The sequence below is a fragment of the Amycolatopsis sp. M39 genome, assembly GCF_001651785.1.
Classification (GTDB): domain Bacteria; phylum Actinomycetota; class Actinomycetes; order Mycobacteriales; family Pseudonocardiaceae; genus Amycolatopsis; species Amycolatopsis rubida.
The window spans coordinates 257160-273333 of the sequence record NZ_LWSF01000006.1; the positions used below are offsets into that span (position 1 = coordinate 257160).

Annotated in this window: 16 protein-coding genes; 13 read left to right on the forward strand and 3 right to left on the reverse strand. The window is 70.8% G+C overall.

Going from position 1 to position 16174, the window contains the following annotated elements:
* Window positions 1–11 precede the first annotated feature (11 nt).
* From A4R44_RS18405 to A4R44_RS18420, 4 genes are all read left to right on the forward strand, one after another.
* Entirely contained in the window at window positions 12–1484 is a 1473-nt protein-coding gene (locus A4R44_RS18405) for an FAD-dependent oxidoreductase (protein WP_067581763.1), read from the forward strand.
* On the forward strand, window positions 1481–1975 hold the full coding sequence (locus A4R44_RS18410) for a flavin reductase family protein (RefSeq protein WP_067581766.1): 495 nt from the start codon (window positions 1481–1483) through the stop codon (window positions 1973–1975). The genes A4R44_RS18405 and A4R44_RS18410 overlap by 4 nt, the downstream gene beginning before the upstream one ends.
* Before the next feature lie 48 nt (window positions 1976–2023).
* Window positions 2024–2863, forward strand: coding sequence for an alpha/beta fold hydrolase (locus A4R44_RS18415; RefSeq protein WP_067581769.1), 840 nt, complete (start codon window positions 2024–2026; stop codon window positions 2861–2863).
* A gap of 94 nt (window positions 2864–2957) precedes the next feature.
* Entirely contained in the window at window positions 2958–4649 is a 1692-nt protein-coding gene (locus tag A4R44_RS18420) for a 3-ketosteroid-delta-1-dehydrogenase (RefSeq protein ID WP_067581772.1), read from the forward strand.
* Window positions 4650–4729: 80 nt separating this feature from the next.
* Here the strand turns inward: A4R44_RS18420 and A4R44_RS18425 are convergent, their stop codons facing one another.
* Window positions 4730–5353: a TetR/AcrR family transcriptional regulator gene (locus A4R44_RS18425; protein ID WP_067581775.1), complete on the reverse strand. Its 624-nt coding sequence runs from the start codon at window positions 5351–5353 to the stop codon at window positions 4730–4732.
* Between the two features lie 281 nt (window positions 5354–5634).
* Between A4R44_RS18425 and A4R44_RS50455 the strand changes: the two genes are divergently transcribed.
* The 3 genes from A4R44_RS50455 to A4R44_RS18435 all read left to right on the forward strand — a co-directional run bounded on the left by A4R44_RS50455 (window position 5635) and on the right by A4R44_RS18435 (window position 7949).
* Entirely contained in the window at window positions 5635–5883 is a 249-nt protein-coding gene (locus tag A4R44_RS50455) for a hypothetical protein (RefSeq protein WP_232791654.1), read from the forward strand.
* A gap of 707 nt (window positions 5884–6590) precedes the next feature.
* The gene (locus tag A4R44_RS18430) at window positions 6591–7058 is read left to right on the forward strand and encodes an STAS domain-containing protein (RefSeq protein ID WP_067581779.1); all 468 of its coding nucleotides are present in this window, start codon (window positions 6591–6593) and stop codon (window positions 7056–7058) included.
* Between the two features lie 75 nt (window positions 7059–7133).
* Window positions 7134–7949 carry a DUF1206 domain-containing protein gene (locus tag A4R44_RS18435; RefSeq protein WP_067581782.1) on the forward strand — a complete coding sequence of 272 codons (816 nt, stop codon included), beginning with the start codon at window positions 7134–7136 and terminating at the stop codon, window positions 7947–7949.
* A gap of 4 nt (window positions 7950–7953) precedes the next feature.
* On the opposite strand, the gene A4R44_RS18440 is transcribed toward A4R44_RS18435, so the two are convergent.
* The gene (locus A4R44_RS18440; protein ID WP_067581786.1) at window positions 7954–9033 is read right to left on the reverse strand and encodes a glutamate--cysteine ligase; all 1080 of its coding nucleotides are present in this window, start codon (window positions 9031–9033) and stop codon (window positions 7954–7956) included.
* A 366-nt stretch (window positions 9034–9399) separates the two neighbouring features.
* On the opposite strand from A4R44_RS18440, the gene A4R44_RS18445 reads away from it, so the two are divergent.
* Genes A4R44_RS18445 through A4R44_RS18470 form a run of 6 tightly spaced genes read left to right on the forward strand, consistent with a single transcriptional unit; the run spans window position 9400 to window position 15190 of the window.
* Window positions 9400–10575: a radical SAM protein gene (locus A4R44_RS18445; RefSeq protein WP_067581789.1), complete on the forward strand. Its 1176-nt coding sequence runs from the start codon at window positions 9400–9402 to the stop codon at window positions 10573–10575.
* 5 nt (window positions 10576–10580) lie between these two features.
* The gene (locus A4R44_RS18450; RefSeq protein WP_095213446.1) at window positions 10581–10832 is read left to right on the forward strand and encodes an acyl carrier protein; all 252 of its coding nucleotides are present in this window, start codon (window positions 10581–10583) and stop codon (window positions 10830–10832) included.
* Window positions 10829–12046 (forward strand): hypothetical protein, encoded by a 1218-nt coding sequence (locus A4R44_RS18455; RefSeq protein WP_067581797.1) that lies wholly within the window; start codon window positions 10829–10831, stop codon window positions 12044–12046. Before A4R44_RS18450 ends, A4R44_RS18455 begins: the two co-directional genes overlap by 4 nt.
* Window positions 12043–12957, forward strand: a complete 915-nt coding sequence (locus A4R44_RS18460) for a phosphotransferase family protein (RefSeq protein WP_095213427.1) — start codon at window positions 12043–12045, stop codon at window positions 12955–12957. Before A4R44_RS18455 ends, A4R44_RS18460 begins: the two co-directional genes overlap by 4 nt.
* Complete coding sequence (locus A4R44_RS18465; RefSeq protein ID WP_067581800.1) at window positions 12954–13994, forward strand: hypothetical protein; 1041 nt, start codon at window positions 12954–12956, stop codon at window positions 13992–13994. The genes A4R44_RS18460 and A4R44_RS18465 overlap by 4 nt, the downstream gene beginning before the upstream one ends.
* Complete coding sequence (locus A4R44_RS18470; RefSeq protein ID WP_067581803.1) at window positions 13991–15190, forward strand: condensation domain-containing protein; 1200 nt, start codon at window positions 13991–13993, stop codon at window positions 15188–15190. The genes A4R44_RS18465 and A4R44_RS18470 overlap by 4 nt, the downstream gene beginning before the upstream one ends.
* Here the strand turns inward: A4R44_RS18470 and A4R44_RS18475 are convergent.
* A complete protein-coding gene (locus A4R44_RS18475; protein WP_067581806.1) occupies window positions 15183–16052 on the reverse strand; it encodes a serine hydrolase in 870 nt (289 codons plus the stop codon). The two genes, A4R44_RS18470 and A4R44_RS18475, sit on opposite strands and share 8 nt — an antisense overlap.
* Between the last annotated feature and the right edge of the window lie 122 nt (window positions 16053–16174).

Below are 16174 nucleotides of genomic sequence, written 5' to 3' on the forward strand. Positions count from 1 at the left end.
AGGGCTGATCCATGACGACCGACAAACTGCGTCCCGTCCCGGCCGCCGTGATCACCGACTGGCACGAGACCGCGGATGTGGTGATCGCCGGGTACGGCATCGCGGGCGTGTCCGCGGCGATCGAGGCGGCGAGGTCCGGCGCGCAAGTGCTGATCCTGGAACGCACGAGCGGCTGGGGCGGCGCGGCGGCGCTGGCGGGCGGTTTCGTGTACCTCGGCGGCGGCACTCCGCTCCAGCGCGCCCTCGGTTTCGAGGACAGCGTGGAGAACATGGAGAAGTTCCTGCTCGCAGCTGTCGGCCCAGGCGCGGACGAAGCCAAGATCGCCGACTACTGCCGCGGCAGCCTGGAACACTACGACTGGCTGGTCGGCAACGGCGTGCCCTTCCGCGAGGCACTCTGGGACGAACCCGGCTGGGAACCGCCGCACGACGAAGGCCTGGCGTACTCCGGCGGCGAGAACGCGGTGCCGTTCAACGCCGTCGCCAGTCCCGCGCCGCGCGGACACGTGCCGAAAATGAGCAACAAACGCACCGGTGAGCAAGGCGGCGGCTACATGCTGATGAAGCCGCTCGCGGAGACCGCCGAAGCGCTCGGCGTACGCGTTTCCTACGACGTCCGCCTGAGCCGTCTCATCGTGGACGGCGAGCGAGTCGTCGGAGTGCTCGCGCGGCGCTACGGCCGCGAGATCGCCGTACGGGCCGAACTCGGTGTCGTCCTGGCCACCGGCGGATTCGCCTACTCCGAGCAGATGGTCGCCGACCACGCGCCGCAGTTGATCGGCCGCCCGGGAGCCGCCATCGAGGAACACGACGGCGTCGGCATCCTGGCCGCCACCGCGTTCGGTGCGGCGACGGCGCATATGGACGCCACCGAGGTCGCGTTCTTCGGCGACCCGCAGATGATGGCGCGCGGCATTCTCGTCAACGGACAAGGCCAGCGTTACGTCACCGAGGACACCTACCCGGGGAGGATCGGCCAGGCGACGCTGTTCCACCAGGACAACCAGGCGTACCTGGTGATCGACGAACAGGCACACGAGGAAGCGCTCGCCACCGAGACCGCGACCCCGAACTTCCGCGTGCCGCCGACCTGGGCCGCGGAGACTGTCGCCGAACTGGAAGCCGACATGGGCCTGGCGAAACTGTCACTGCAAACCACGGTCGATCTCTACAACACCTATGCGGCGCGAGGCGAGGACCCGCTGTTCGGCAAGAAACCGGAATGGCTGCGCCCGCTCGCCGGCGCGGTCGCCGCCTTCGACCTGCGGGGCGCCACCGCCGGCTTCCCGCTCGGCGGCCTGCGGACCGACCTGGACGCTCGGGTGCTGCACGTGTCCGGGGCACCGATCCCGGGCTTGTTCGCGGCTGGCCGCTGCACGGCGGGAATCTGCACCGGCGGTTACGTCAGCGGCGCTTCGCTGGGCGACGGCAGTTTCTACGGACGCCGCGCCGGACGCGCCGCGGCGAAGGGAGACGTTCAATGACCGAACCGTCGGACCCCATCCGGATGCGAACCGTGCTGGGACATTTCGCGACCGGCGTGGTGGCGATCACCGGCATCGACGAGGAAACCGGCTCACCGGCCGGGCTGGCGGCGAACTCGTTCACGTCGGTGTCGCTCGATCCGCCGCTGGTCGCGTTCTGCGTGGCGGCGACCAGCACCTCGTGGCCGCGGGTGCGCTCGGCGGGCTGTTACGCGATCAGCATCCTGTCTGAATCGCAGGAAGCGGTGTGCCGTCAGCTGGCGGCTCGCGGGGTCGGCAAGTTCGCCGGGATCGAGTGGACGCCGTCGCCTTCGGGCGCGCCCGTGGTAGCCGGTTCGCTGGCGTGGATCGAGGCGGAACTCGATACCGAGCACGGGGCAGGCGATCACGCGATCGTGGTTTCGCGGGTGCGGCATCTGTCCTCGTCGGATCTTGAGCCGCTGGTCTTCTTCCGGGGCCGCTACGGACGGATCAGCGCGGGCGTCCGCTGATCGGGAAGGCTGGCCGAACGGCCCCGGTACCGCTGGCAAGGTCGCCCCATGACCCCCGATCTGGTTGAACTCCCCACCGAACACGGCGTGCTGCGCTACCGCGAAAGCGGCGACGGTCCGCCCTTGGTGCTGCTGCACGGTTCCGGACCCGGCGTCACCGGATGGCGCAACTTCGGCGCCAACGTGGCGACCTTCGCCCAGCACTACCGGACGATCGTCCTGGAGTTCCCGGGCTTCGGGGTCAGCGACGATTTCGGCTCCGTACACCCGATGCGGTCCGCCGGGACCGCCGTGCGCGCGCTGCTCGACGGTCTTTCCCTGGACCGCGTGCGCATGGTCGGCAACTCGATGGGCGGGTTCGTAGCGACGGACTTCGCGCTGTCGGCCCCCGAACGTGTCGAGCGGCTGGTCACGATCGGCGGCATCGGAACCCCGATTTTCAGCGCCCAGCCCGGGGAGGGGATCGTCCGGCTCAGCGAGTTCGTCGAAAACCCGGCCCGCGACGCGCTCGTGGCCTGGCTGCGTTCGATGGTCTACGACCAGGCGCTGGTCACCGAGGAGATGATCGAGGAACGCTGGCTCCAGGCGACGGACCCCGCGACCCTGGAGAACTCGCGCCGGATGTACGGCGCGGCAGCACTGGCCGGGATGGCGGCAGCCGCACGCAGCGCGGAAACCCCGGCCTGGGCGCAGTTGCGCCGCCTCGACGTCCCGACGCTGGTCACCTGGGGCCGCGACGACCGCGTCAGCCCGGTCGACATGGCTTTGCTCCCGATGCGCGCCCTTCCGCGGGGCGAGGTGCACATCTTCCCGAACTGCGGGCATTGGGTCATGATCGAACAGAAGGCCGCCTGGGAAGCCGCTGTCCTGGCGTTCCTCGGCCGCTGATGTTCCGCTGACTGGACTCGGCCGGGGGACCGGCGCGCCCGGCGAAATACGGTGGCCCGGCCTCCCGCCGAGAACGAAGTGGAGTTCGAAGGACATGAAGAAGAAAATGCCCGCGCTCGTGCCGGCCAGGGACACGACCGTCGATCTCCTCGTCGTCGGCTCGGGAACCGGCATGGCCGCCGCGCTCGCGGCCCACGAACGCGGACTGTCCGCTTTGGTCGTCGAGAAGACCGGCTACGTCGGCGGATCGACCGCGCGTTCCGGCGGCGCCTTCTGGATTCCCGGGAACGCGGTGCTCTCGGACACCGGTCCTCAAGCCGTCGCCGACGCGGGTGCCTACCTGGACGCGGTAGTCGGCGATTCGGCCCCGGCCGAACGCGGCCGCGCCTACCTCGAACACGGTGCCGCCGCTGTCGACATGTTGCGCCGCACCACTCCCATGCGGTTCTTCTGGGCCAAGGGCTACTCCGACTACCACCCCGAGGAACCCGGCGGCCGTCCCGAGGGCCGGACGTGCGAATGCCGCCCGTTCAACGCTTCCGTGCTCGGCGGCGAGCGCCCCCGGCTGCGTCCCGGCGTGATGGAGGCCCCGGTCCCGATGCCCGTCACCGGGGCGGACTACAAGTGGATGAACCTGGTGGCGCGCAAGCCGCTCAAGGCCCTGCCGCGGATCTTCGCCCGAGCCGCGCTGGGCATCGGCGGCATGCTGATCGGCCGCGACTACCTGGCGGGCGGGCAAGCGCTCGCGGCCGGGATGTTCGCGGGCGTGCTGCGCGCGGGCATTCCCGTGTGGACAGAGACCGCCCTCGCCCGCCTGCTTCACGACGACGGCCGGGTCACCGGAGCCGTTCTGCGGCAAGGCGACCGCGAAGTCACCGTGCGGGCCCGCCGCGGCGTCGTCCTGGCCGCGGGCGGCTTCGACCACGACATCGAGGCACGGCACAAGTTCCAGTCGCCGCGACTCGGCGAGTACAGCCTGGGTTCGGAAGGCAACACCGGCGACGGCATCCTCGCCGGCCAGGAACTCGGCGCGGGCACCGCTTTGCTGGACCAGGCCTGGTGGTTCCCGGCCTTCGCCCCGGTGCCCGGCGGCGCCCCGGCGGTGCTGCTCGCCGAACGTTCGCTGCCGGGTTCGTTCATCGTCGACCGGACCGGGAAGCGGTTCCTCAACGAGGCGACCGACTACATGTCGTTCGGCCAGGAAATCCTGGCGCGGGAACGGGCCGGGACGCCGGTCGAGGAGATGTGGCTGGTTTTCGACCAGCGCTACCGGGACAGCTACATCCTCGCCGGCCGCTGCTTCCCGCGGCAGCCGCTCCCGGAATCGTGGTACCGGGCCGGAATCGCCCACAAGTCGGACGACCTCGGCGCGCTGGCACAGGCGATGGGCGTTCCGGCCGATTCCTTCCAGGACACTTTCCAGCAGTTCAACGATTGCGCCGCCGCCGGACGCGACACAGCCTTCGGCCGCGGCGACAGTGCCTACGACCGCTACTACGGCGACCCCACGATCGGCCCCAACCCGAACCTGGCCCCGCTGCGCCGCGCCCCGTACTACGCGGTCAAGGTGGTCCTCAGCGACCTCGGCACCTGCGGCGGATTGGTCGCCGACGAACACGCCCGGGTCCTGCGCGAGGACGGCGCGGTGGTGGAAGGACTGTACGCGATCGGGAACACCGCGGCGAACGCCTTCGGCACCTCGTACCCGGGCGCTGGTGCGACGATCGGGCAGGGCGTGGTGTACGGGTATATTGCCGCGCTGCACGCGGCGGGCGCGTCTTCGTAACCTTGGCGGAATGTGCGTGAGGGGAACCCTGAGGGAATCAGATTCTCTCAGGGTTCCCCGCACGGCCCGCTGAGAAAAGCTTACTGGGGCAGCCGAGCCAGGCCGCTCAACGCCAACCGCAACCCTCGCGCGTCCCACCGCTCGATGTCCCCGAAATCATCCGACCCCCCGCTGCGCACCCACCGGATCAGCGCGTGCCGCATCGTCTGGATCACCAGCAGCGCCGGAAGCTCGCGCAGGAACGGATCCGCGTCAAGCTCGTAATACCGGGCCAGGAACCGGGTCACCGCCTCGCTCAGCCCCTCGCACCNCTCGCACCATTCCACGAACCGGAGCCGGTACTGCGGCGTGTTGACGATCAGCGTCATGATCTGGTGGTCGTACTCCGGCACCTGCCGCCGGTTCAGCTCCGTGGTGAGCGCGGCCGTCAGGACCTCGACCGGGTCCGCGTCGTCCGGCGCGTCCTCGAGCCCCTGGAGGATGACGCGTTCGCTGCGGCGCAGCAGCGGCATCAGGACGTCCTCCTTGACCGGGAAGTGCCGGTGGAACGTCCGCGGGTTGATCCCGACGATCTCGCAGATCCGCTCGACAGTGACCGCGGTGTGGCCCTCGGCGACGAACAGGTCGCGCGCGGTGAGCGCGATGTTCATCCGCAGCTCCTCGGCCCGGCGTTCGGTGAGAGTCTGCCGTTTCGGGTCCGTCACCAGGACTCCCTCCCTGTCGCGTGCATGGACCGTAGCCGCCCGGACGCGCCTGGTGATGCCCGCTGACCGCTCTGCGGAACAACGCGCCGTCCGGCCACGGGTGTCAGAATATGACATGTCGCGGCGCGGCCCGCGCCGATCCTGCTCGGCTCGTCGTGCCGAGCGGCTGCTCGACCAGATCGGAGGTTCCGTTCGCCCAAGGTGCGTGCTGACGCACCCTTTCCCCGCGAACGAGAATCCTCGTCTTCCATCCTGGGCGCGCGTGCGACAGTTCGCCGTGGATGATCGAGTCAGCGGGCGCGCGGCCAGCCCTGCCGCGGGCCTGCGTCATCGCCGGCACTTCCGGCTCGGTGAGCGACGCCGAACTGGGCAGCGCGATCCTCGAAATCACCGCGATCGTCCGCGCGATCTGCTCTCGGTGCTGTCGTGCGATGCCGCCGCGTACGTCGCGCAGTTGTGCCGAGACGAGGGAATTCCGTTGCTGGGCGGCGGAGGGACGGATTTGTGGCCCGGCTTCGCCGAAGCGCTGAAGGGCAGCTCTCGACCGGACGCGATCGTGTCGTTGACCGACGGCCAAACCCCTTGGCCGGACACGAAACCGCCGTGCCGGACAGCGGCGGGCCTGTTCCGGCGGGAACATCCAGTGAACGAAGACAATCCCGGCTGTCGGCCGGAGGCCCCGCCTGAGTGGGTTTGGGTGGTCGTGGCGGGGTGGGCTGGTGTTGGCTTTTGCCTGGCCTGAGTGGGTTTGGGTGGTCGTGGCGGGGNCCTGAGTGGGTTTGGGTGGTCGTGGCGGGGGGGGCTGGTGTTGGCTTTTGCCTGGCCTGAGTGGGTTTGGGTGGTCGTGGCGGGGTGGGCTGGTGTCGGTATTTGCCTGGCCTGAGCGGGTTCGGGTGGTCACGGCCGGGTGAGCTGCTGTCGGTCTTTGCCCGGCCCGGACGCCTTGCCGGGTGCCCGGCCGCCGCGGCGCACGCGTCGTGTTCTCGGGCGTGTCCTGCCGAATTCCGCTGACCAGCCACCGGATTCCCCCTCGGCGAGCGCGCGGCGCCGGGTACCCATACCGCCGGCCGGGTGAAGCGGGGTTGCGCAAAACGGGTGCCCCGGAGGTATCTTGGCGGCATCGCCGGTCAGGCCTTCGCCGCACCTGACCAGTCGGCGAGGGGGACTTCCGGCAGCCCGGCCGGTGCCGCCCGTTCCCGGTCCCCGCCCCGCTTTTCGCGAGGAGGGAACGAAAATCATGCACAGCAACGCCCCGCCGTTGAGCTTGACCGTCGTATGCCCGCTCGGCCGTCCCGTGACGACGCTCACCCGCACCGCGAAGTCGACTGTGGTCTCCCTCGCCGGGGACCTCGACGCCGCCGACGTTCGCCGGCTCCGCCGGATCGTGTCCGGCGAACTCGGGCTGCGGCCGCCGGCCCTGCTCGTGGATCTGACCGACGTGCCGTTCTGCTCGGCCCGGGTCCTGAAATTCCTCGCCGAACAGGCCGACGACGCCCGCGCCGTCGGCGTGCGATTCGCGGTGGTCGCGCAGCAGCGGGCTGTGCTGCGCCCGCTGGCGTTGCTGGGCCTCGACCGCGTGCTGCCCGTCGTGGGCAGCCTCGACGAAGCCGTTCTGAACGCGCGCACGCGACGCAGAACAGCGCAGCCGATCGCGCCGCCGCCCTGGCTCAAGCGAACACGTCCTCTGTGGACTAACCCTCCGTGAACCTAGGCTCACCAAGGTGGCGGATTGCGCCACCTGGCCCAGTGGCAGGGCGGCCACAGCGGGTATCCCCACCGCATGAACCGGATCGCCGCCAAAGTCGCCCGAGGAGAAAAGACCGGCACCGCCCAGCTGCTCGGCCGGGCGGGAATGGCCTGTTACGCGCTCGTGCACCTCGTCCTCGCCTACCTCGCCGTGCGGGTCGCCTTCGGCGGCGGCGGGCAGCCCGACCAGAAGGGCGCGCTGCAAGAGGTCGGGTCGACGGCGTTCGGCCAGGTCCTGCTGTGGGTGCTCGCGGCAGGCCTGGTCGCGTTCGGGCTGTGGCAGTTCCTGATGGCCGCGACCGGATACACCTGGACCAGCGGCGGGAAACGGACGCGCAAACGGTTCGGCGCCGCCGCGCGAGGAATCGTCGTGCTCGCGCTGGGCGGCACCGCCTTCCGCCTGGCCGCGGGCGACGGCGGCGGCGGTTCGAGCGATCAGGCTCAGCAGGAGTTCACCGCGAAGCTGCTCCAGCTGCCCGCCGGTCCGGCGCTCGTGGTGGCCGCGGCCGCGATTGTGCTCGGCGTAGCGGTCGCGGCGGGGGTCAAAGGCGTGAAGCGGAGTTTCCTCGAAGACCTCGACCCCACCGGGTTGCCCGGCAAGACCCGTCGTTGGGTCGGGTGGCTGGGCAGCACCGGGTATCTGGCGAAGGCGGTCGTTTTCGCGGTGACCGCGTTCCTGCTGGGCTACGCCGGTTTCCGCGCCGACGCGAAGCAGGCCGGCGGGCTGGATGCCAGCCTGAAGACCCTCGCCGCCCAGCCGTTCGGCACGGTGCTGCTGACGGTGGTGGCGTTCGGTCTGGCGGCGTTCGGCGGTTATTGCCTGGCCGCGGCGTGGGCGCATCGCCGCTGACGGACTAGGGGGTACCGGCGAGCAGGTCCACGACGTCCTCGCCACGCCCCCGTTCGGCGAACCGACGCCGTTGCCGGTCCGCGCCGCTGCCTTCGGCGCACAGCTGCGCCGTCGCCTCCTGAGCGAACTCCAGATCCCCGGCTGCTTCCAACGCGGACGAGGTCAGCTCGATCAGATCGGCGAGCACCGCCTTGGCCGGCGCCAGGTCACCGCCGCGCGGGTGCGGACAGCAGCCGCTGACGCCGTCCCGCGACGCGCGCCAGAGGTGGGCGCGCAGGACTTCGTTCGGCAGGTCCGGCGGGGGACCGTCGTCCGCGAGCGCGGTGGCGACCAGGCCTCGCGCGAGTACGCCGAGCAAGACCGCTTCCTCCGGCGTCGCGGCGACGTCGGCGATGCGGAACTCGATCGTCGGCTGGTTCTCCGAGAGCCGGACGTCCCAGTAGACCATCCCGCGGTCGAGGATCGCGCCCGAGCGCAGCCACGCGTCGACCACGCTTTCGTACTCGTCGAGCGACGCGAACCGCGGCGGCGGCCCGGCTGAGGGCCAGCGGCTCCACTGCTGGTAGCGCCAGCTGCGGTAACCGGTGTCGTAACCGTCGGCGATCGCGGAATTCGTCGTCACGGTCAGCAGCGCGGGCAGCCACGGCCGGATCCGCCCGAGCACCTGGACGCCGGTCTCCTTGTCCGGGATCGCGACGTGCACGTGACAGCCGCAGGTCGGCGACGTTCGCGCGATGGCGCCGAAATGCTCGCCGATCCGTTCGTAGCGCGGACTCGGGGTGACGCCCGGCAGGCCCGTTTCCGGCACCGGCGGCGAGGCCGACGGCAGCAACCGGCAGTGCTGCCGCCGAGCGGCCGCGGCCAGGTCCGCGCGCAGTTCGCGCAGCCGCTGCAGCGCCTCGTCCCGGGTCCGGCAGACGTCGGTGGCGATCTCGGCCTGCGACTGGATCAGTTCGTGCTGCAGTTCGCCGTTGTCGCCGCCCGTTTTCGCGGCGCGGTCGACCACGTCGTCTGCCTGCGCCAGCCGGCCGTCGCGGTCGACGACGAAGAACTCCTCCTCGATGCCGAAAGTCAGCTCGTTCACCGATGTTCTCCTGGGGTCGGGGGCATCGGAATACCCGGGCGGCTCCGCGCGCAAACGACGCCCGGACCGCGGGCGGCGGGGCCGATCGGGAATAGCGCCGCATTTTCGGCATCGATCACCGAAGAAGAGATCTTCTGCCCGGCGGCGAAAGAAGCCGCGCCGGGCCGAGGCAGTCGCGGGAATGGGGGCAGCGGATGATGAGGCGCGGAAGGATCCGCTGAAACTGCGGAGCGTCTGGAAACCCGTGCCCGGCTGGCGGCGATTGTCCCGTTTCCGCGGTCTTCCCCTGCCGCCCGGCCTAGGGGTGTCGCCGCCCTCTCGGCGTTCCTAACCTCGGAACGAGCCGCAACCGGAAGGGGACGATCAATGCGTCCGCTGACCACGAGAACGTTGACTGCCAAGGAATTCGCGGACCTCAAGCACACCGTGGCGCTCCGTTCGTCGGCACGCCGGGCCGTCGCGGAGGACCCGGCCTACGCCACGCCGCTGCCGAGGGAACTGTGCCTGCAGCTGACGTATCGCTGCAATCTGCGCTGCAGCCATTGCTACCAGTGGAGCGAACAGGGTTTCTTCCGCGACTTCGGCCCCGCCAAGCAACGGACCGAGCTTGCCGTGGATATCGTGGCGAAACTGCTGGATGCCACGGAATCCGTGCGTTCGAAGGTATTCGTCTGGGGCGGCGAGCCGTTGCTGCACAGCCGGTTCGGCGACATCGCCGAGCTGTTGCGCCGTTCGCCGCGCACGATCACCGTCTGCACCAACGGGTTGCTCTTCAAGCGCAATCTCGACCATCTGCTGGCGCTCGGCGAGCATCTCAACCTGCTGGTGAGCCTCGACGGCCTCGGCACCGACCACGAGGAGCTGCGCGGCCGCGGCACTTTCGCCCGGACCACGAAGAACATCGAGCTGATGCTCGGCCTCAAGCGCGAAGGCGTTTTCGCGGGCGAGGTTTCGGTGAACTGCATGGTGTCGCACCGGACCGTGCACACGATGTACGAATTCATGGAGTGGGCGGAAAACCTCGGCGTCAACACGGTCTACTTCCAGTTCCCGTGGTACATCAGCCCGGAGGTGGCCGAGGCCATGGACCGGGTCTACGCCGAGTCGTTCGCCTGGCTGGCTCCGCGGACCGGCACCGCGCGGCCGACCTGGCATTCCTACACCTACCGGCTGCCTCCGGAATGCCTGCCGCGGCTGCGCGAATCGATGGCGCGGCTGGCGTCCCGGCGGTGGCGCGTGCGGATCCGCTACCAGCCGCAGCTCGAACCGGACGAGGTCGAGGACTTCGTGCTCGGCACGCCGAAACCGGCGCAGCACCGCAGCCGGTGTCTCGCGGTGTCGAACCGGATGGAGGTGCACGCCGACGGCAACGTCAGCTCGTGCAAGTTCTTCCCCGAGTTCGTGGTCGGCAACCTGTACGAGACGGACCCGGTGCGGTTGTGGCACAACGAATCTTTCCGCGAGGTCCGCCGCATCCTCGGCGCGAACGGGATGATGCCCGTCTGCTCGCGGTGTGTCCTCCTCTACCTCAACGGAGTGTGAGTTCCGTGGCAGACCTCGAACGCAGGGTCGCCGACGTGCTGGTCGCCGTGCTGGACAACGGAACCGCGGCCGGGGAGATCGGCCAGGACGCCGACCTCGTCGACGACTACGGGCTGGACTCGCTGCAGATGATCTCCTTCCTGCTCGGCGTCGAGGACGAACTCGGCGTGCAGCTGGACTACGAGCACCTCGAACTCGACGACCTGCGCGTGTTCGGCCGGTTCACCGGGTTCCTGCGGACGCTCGCGACGCCATGACCGCGACGGCGCGCTTCGGCACCTTCGACGCCGAACGCTGGTGGCGGCCCGCGGATCTGGCCACGCTGCCGGCCGCTCCCGGCGGCGCCGCGGCCGACGACCTGGACGAACTCCTCGCCGCGGGGTGTTCGCCGGGAGACCTGCTGCTCACCCGCCGCGCCCCGGCCCGGGAGATCCGTGCGTCGCTGGCCGAGTGCGGCATCGAGTTCGACCACCACGCGGTTCCGGCGCCGCCGGGTAGCCCGATCGAGCGAGCTGTCGACGCGGAGACGCTGGCCGGACGGCCGGAGATGGCTCCCTATGCAGTGCTGCGGGACACTGTCGCACTGGCCGCGCGGCTCGGTCGCGCTGACCGGCTTCCGGCCGCGGAAACCGTGGCGGAGGTCAATTCCAAGACCTGGTCGCACGCACTGGTGCGGTCGCTCGGCCTGCCCGGTGCGGGCGTCGTCGTCCGGTCCGCGGCCGAACTCGCCGCGGCGGTCGGCACCCGGCCGAGCGTGGTGAAAGACCCGTACGGAGTCTCGGGCCGCGCGACCCTGGAAGTGACCACGCCCGGCGTGCTGCGCGCGGTCACCCGCACGCTGGAGGCGCAGAAAGCACGCGTCGAACTCCTGGTCCAGCCCCGGTTCGACCGGCGCACGGACTTTTCGGCGCACCTGCGCATCGACGCCGGCGGGCGCTGGGAAACCCTTGGCGTGCAAGTGATGCACAACCGCGGCTTCCGGCACGCCGGATCGGGACCCGCCCCGGACGCGCTCCTCGCCGAGCTGGCCGCGACCGGATACGGCGAAACCCTCGCCGCGGTAGCCGAAGCCCTGTCCGCGGCGGGCTACCGGGGGCCGGCGGGCGTGGACGCGATGGTGCTCGCGGACGGGACGCTCGTGCCGGTGCTGGAGATCAACGCGCGTCAGTCCCCGGGACTGTTGTCGCTGCTGCTGGATCGCCGCGTCCGGCCGCACGGCCTGCGCTGCCACCTGTGGCGGTTCGACCTGAAAGTCCCGCCGGGCAAGGGGATCGGCGACCTCTTCGCCGCGCTGCACCGGCTCCGCTATCGAGGCGGCACAGCCCCCGGAGTCGCCGTGGTCGGCGGCAGCGGCCTCGCCGCACCAGGCGGCCGGATCTACTGCGCGCTGATGGCCCGCCCCGGCGAGAGCGCGACCCTGCGAGCCGGTCTGCTCGACGCGCTCTCGGCAGCCGGAATGGAGGCCAGATGATCGCCGAGGTGCTCGCCGCGGCCGGGGTGCGGCAGGCGGAATGGTCGCCGCTGCCCGGGGCGACCTTCAACACCGCCTACCGGGTCCGCCCGCCCGGCCTGGTCGTCAAGGTCTCCCCGCCGCCGGACGCACCCGCGCTGACCTACGAACGCGGCCTGCTGCGCACCGAAGCGCTGTTCTGCGAAACAGCCGCAGCCGCCGTGCCGGTTCCGCGCGTGGTGCACACCGACTTCTCCGGACGCCTGGTCGACGGCGACGTCCTGGTCATGACCGAACTTCCCGGTGACAGCTGGGCCGCCCGCCGCGTGCCGCCCGCGGAACGCCCCGCGCTGCGGACCGAACTCGGCGGCCTCGTGGCCCGCCTGCACCGCATCACCGGCGCCGGATTCGGCTATCCACGCAAGCTCTCGCCAAGCTGGCGCGCAGCGTTCACCGCGATGCTGGACGCAGTGCTGGCCGACGCCGAACGGTTCGCCGCCGCATTGCCGGCTCCGCTCGACCACATCCGCACGACGCTCATGGCGCGCACCGGCGTGCTGTCCGAGGTGCGGACCCCGGTGCTGGTCCACTTCGATCTGTGGCCCGGCAACATCCTGCTGGGCGACTCCGGGATCACCGGCTTCGTCGACGGCGAACGCGCGTTCTGGGGAGACCCGCTCGCCGACCTGGTGTCGACGGCCCTCTTCGGCGACGTCGAACGCGACGCCGGCTTCGTGCGCGGCTACCGCGAAGCGGGCGGCGAGCTGGTCTTCGACGACGCGGCTCGCGTCCGGCTCGCGCTGTACCGCAGCTACCTGTACCTGATCATGCTGGTCGAGACGGTGCCGCGCGGAGGCGGCGCACCCGCGACGATCCAGCTGGCCGCCGCGCATCTGCGCCGGGCCTTGACGTTCCTCGGGAGGCCGTCGTGATCGAAGTTCTCACTTCCGGCGTGGCACTGGGTGTGCACGTGCCGGGTCTGCTGCTGGCCAGGCGACTGCGCGAACGCGGCGCGGCCGCCGACGTCAGCGTGCTCGAACGGCTGCTGCCACCGCGGAAACTGGCCATCACCGCGGAGATGAAATGGGCCTTCCACCGCGACTTCCGCCTCGCCAAGGCCGGGCACCGCCTCGCGACCGACCCGGCGGCGGTGACCGATCCGGCCGCCGAAGCGGAACTCTTCGCCCGCTGGGACGCCGAGCAGGTCGAGACCTTCGTGCTCTTCTCCGGGTTCTGGCTGCCGATCGTCGAGCGCTACCTCGCGCGCGGCCGCACCGTGCGCGTGGTGCTGTGCCACATCGATGCCGTCGCCTCGCCGTCTTTTCGGAAGGCGGCCGGATGGCAGATGCCGCACGAAGACGTCTTCCTGGTGGACGGGGCGTCGATGACGGTCCCGCGCAGCGTGCCGGTGAGCGCGCGCCCGCCGCTGTCGTGGGCGGAGCGCGAGCCCCGGCTGTACCTGCACGGCGGCGGCTGGGGGATGGGCACCTACCGCGCGCACGTCGCCGAACTGGCCGGCGCCGGGTTCGCCCTCGACGTCCTCGCGTATCGGGAGTCCGATGTGGACTCCCGCCCCGGGATCCGGCACTTCATGCTCGACCCCGAGTGGCATCCCTGGCACGACAACGGTTTCCCGCCGCTCCGGCCCGAACGCAGCGGGACCTACACCCGCGGCGAGGCGCACCCGGACTCGTTCGAACTGGTCCGCTCGGCACGGGCGACGGTCAGCAAACCCGGCGGCGGGACCTGCCTGGACTCGCTGTGGGCCGCGACCCCGTTGCTGCTGCTGGAACCCCTGGGAGCAGCCGAAAAGCGCAACGCCGAGGTGTGGCAGAAGCTCGGTTTCGGCCTCCCGTACGCAACGTGGCGGGACAGCGGCTTCTCCGTCGGCTTGCTCGCCGAAATGCACGAGAACCTGCGGCGAGCGCTGCCGGGGATCGCCGACTACTCGGCGGAGCTGGCCGCGTGAACACCCGCCCGCTTTCGGTGTTCCAACGGGCGATGCTCGACTGCGGCCCGGACTTCACCGGGCAGTGGTTCACCATGAACGCCGTCCTCCGGCTGAGCGCGCCGCTCGACCCGGACGTGCTGTCCGCCGCCTTGACGAACCTGATCGCCCGGCACGAGATACTCCGCACCCGGGTGACTGACGAGGCCCAGGTGGTGTCCCCGCCCGGTCCGCCGGTTTTCGAGGTGCACCAAGGCAGCGACCCGGCCGACTGGCTGCACGCGCCGGTCCCGCCGGAGTCCGGACCGCTGGTGGTCCGCCTGGTGCGCGGCGATCCCGGCCTGCTCGCCGTGCATCTGCACCATCTGGTCGCCGATCCCGGCACGGTCTGGGCCGTCTGCCGGGAGCTCGCCGCGCTGTACTCCGCCGAACTGGGCGGCCCTGCGCCGCCGATGCCCGCCGCTCAGTACGGCGACTACGCTGCGGCCGAAGCCCGCCAGCGCCGGACAACGGAAGCCGGAGACCGGGCGTGGTGGGAAACCGCGATGGCCCGGGACTTCGTGTCAGTTCGGAAAGACGAGAACGGTCCGCCCTACGCCGAGCGCGCGACGCTGCTGCCGAAGGCCGGGCTGGCAGCGGTCCACCGATTCGCGCGGACGCATCGCACCACTCCGGCCACGACGTTGTTCGCCGCGCTCGCCTGCGCGATGCGGCCCTGCACCGGACCGGGGCCGCGGGTGTTCACCACTGTCTTCGGCCTGCGGGACCGTCCGGAGTGGCGCCGGATGCTGGGCCCCTGCCTGCTCACCGCGTATGTCCCGCTCCCGGCCCCGCCGTCGAGGCTGACCCCGGAGTACGCCGTCGAGGTCCGCGACGTCCTGCGCGACTGCCGCCGCCACTGCCGGTTCCCGATGCCGGAAGTCCGGGCGTTCCGCGAGACTCCGGACGCGGTGCCGTTCTACGAGTACGTTCCCGACGACTGGCCCGAACCGTATGACTTCGGCCCGGTCACCGCCCAGGTCGTCGCGGCTGCCGGGCCCAAGGACACGCGCGCTCCCACGACCCTCGCGATCCGTTCCCGTTCGACCGCCGAGGGCACGGTGACCGCGCACGTTTCCTCCGACGGCCGGGGCTGGTCGCGTGACCGTGTCCGCTCGCTGTGGCCGGCGGTCGCCGGGCAGGTCGGGGCCGGGGCCGCACCGGACTCGCTCAGGTGAGTTCGCCGGCAGCGACGAGCGAGTTCTTCAGCGCCCCCGTGGCCGTGGTGAGCGCCTTGGTCGCAGTGGCGACATCGATGCTGTCGTCCCACGTGCTCATCACCGCGACCGCGAACGTCCGCGACTCCGTCCGGACCAGGCCGGTCGTGTTCAGCACCCGCCGGCCCTCCGACGTGCCCCAGCCCTGTTTGATCGCCCATGCCGCACCGGGGAAGGCGCGCGGAATCCCGAAATGCTGGTCGAACCCGTCGGCAGCGGTGAGCGGGGCGCTTTCCAGCGCCTCGGTGAGGAAGTCGCGTTCCTCGTCCGGCCGGCCCGAGGTGATGTGCCGATAGACCGCGACGACGTCCTCGGGCGACATTTTCGTCGACCCCCACTGGCCAGGATCGCCGGGCGGCGAAGTGTGCGAGAGCCCCAGCTTCCCCGCCTGCCGCCGGACGATCGCCGGTCCGCCGAGTTGCTGCCAGAACCGGCTGGCGACGCGGTCGTCGCTGGCCGCGAGCATGGCGTGGACGGCGTCGGCCTCGCTGCCTTCGGGGACTCCGGACCGGTCGAGGAGGTCGAGCGCGATGAGCAGTTTCACCACCGACGCGGTCGCCTGCGGCTGATCGGCTTTCCAGCCGACCTCCACCGCGCACGTGTCGAGGTCGACGACCTCGATCTCGAGCCGGGGGTCGTTCCCGTTGCTGAGCAAAGCTTTCCGGGCTTCGGCGACGGCTGCGGGGTGCTTGCCCGCTGCCGGAGCGGGGGCCGTTCTGCACGCGGCTCGCCAGTCAGTGCCGCCGGAACCGGCGGTCAGGCAGATCGCGGCGGCCAAACCTCCCGCGACGGCGAGGGCGGCGAGCCCCACGAGCATCTTCATCGATGCGAACTCCTTCGGCGACGGTCCGCTTCCGCGGGAAGCGGGAGCGCTCCGAAGGTAGGGAGACCGGGGGAAGGACAGGATCGTCCGAAAAGTCCGTCCATTCAGGCCAGTCGGCGGGC

What these genes read in the sequence shown, in the direction of transcription:
- A4R44_RS18405 (WP_067581763.1), top strand. Translation starts at nt 12, where the DNA reads ATGACGACCGACAAACTGCGTCCCGTCCCGGCCGCCGTGATCACCGAC.
- A4R44_RS18410 (WP_067581766.1), top strand. Translation starts at nt 1,481, where the DNA reads ATGACCGAACCGTCGGACCCCATCCGGATGCGAACCGTGCTGGGACAT.
- A4R44_RS18415 (WP_067581769.1), top strand. Translation starts at nt 2,024, where the DNA reads ATGACCCCCGATCTGGTTGAACTCCCCACCGAACACGGCGTGCTGCGC.
- A4R44_RS18420 (WP_067581772.1), top strand. Translation starts at nt 2,958, where the DNA reads ATGAAGAAGAAAATGCCCGCGCTCGTGCCGGCCAGGGACACGACCGTC.
- A4R44_RS50455 (WP_232791654.1), top strand. Translation starts at nt 5,635, where the DNA reads ATGATCGAGTCAGCGGGCGCGCGGCCAGCCCTGCCGCGGGCCTGCGTC.
- A4R44_RS18430 (WP_067581779.1), top strand. Translation starts at nt 6,591, where the DNA reads ATGCACAGCAACGCCCCGCCGTTGAGCTTGACCGTCGTATGCCCGCTC.
- A4R44_RS18435 (WP_067581782.1), top strand. Translation starts at nt 7,134, where the DNA reads ATGAACCGGATCGCCGCCAAAGTCGCCCGAGGAGAAAAGACCGGCACC.
- A4R44_RS18445 (WP_067581789.1), top strand. Translation starts at nt 9,400, where the DNA reads ATGCGTCCGCTGACCACGAGAACGTTGACTGCCAAGGAATTCGCGGAC.
- A4R44_RS18455 (WP_067581797.1), top strand. Translation starts at nt 10,829, where the DNA reads ATGACCGCGACGGCGCGCTTCGGCACCTTCGACGCCGAACGCTGGTGG.
- A4R44_RS18460 (WP_095213427.1), top strand. Translation starts at nt 12,043, where the DNA reads ATGATCGCCGAGGTGCTCGCCGCGGCCGGGGTGCGGCAGGCGGAATGG.
- A4R44_RS18475 (WP_067581806.1), bottom strand. Translation starts at nt 16,052, where the DNA reads ATGAAGATGCTCGTGGGGCTCGCCGCCCTCGCCGTCGCGGGAGGTTTG.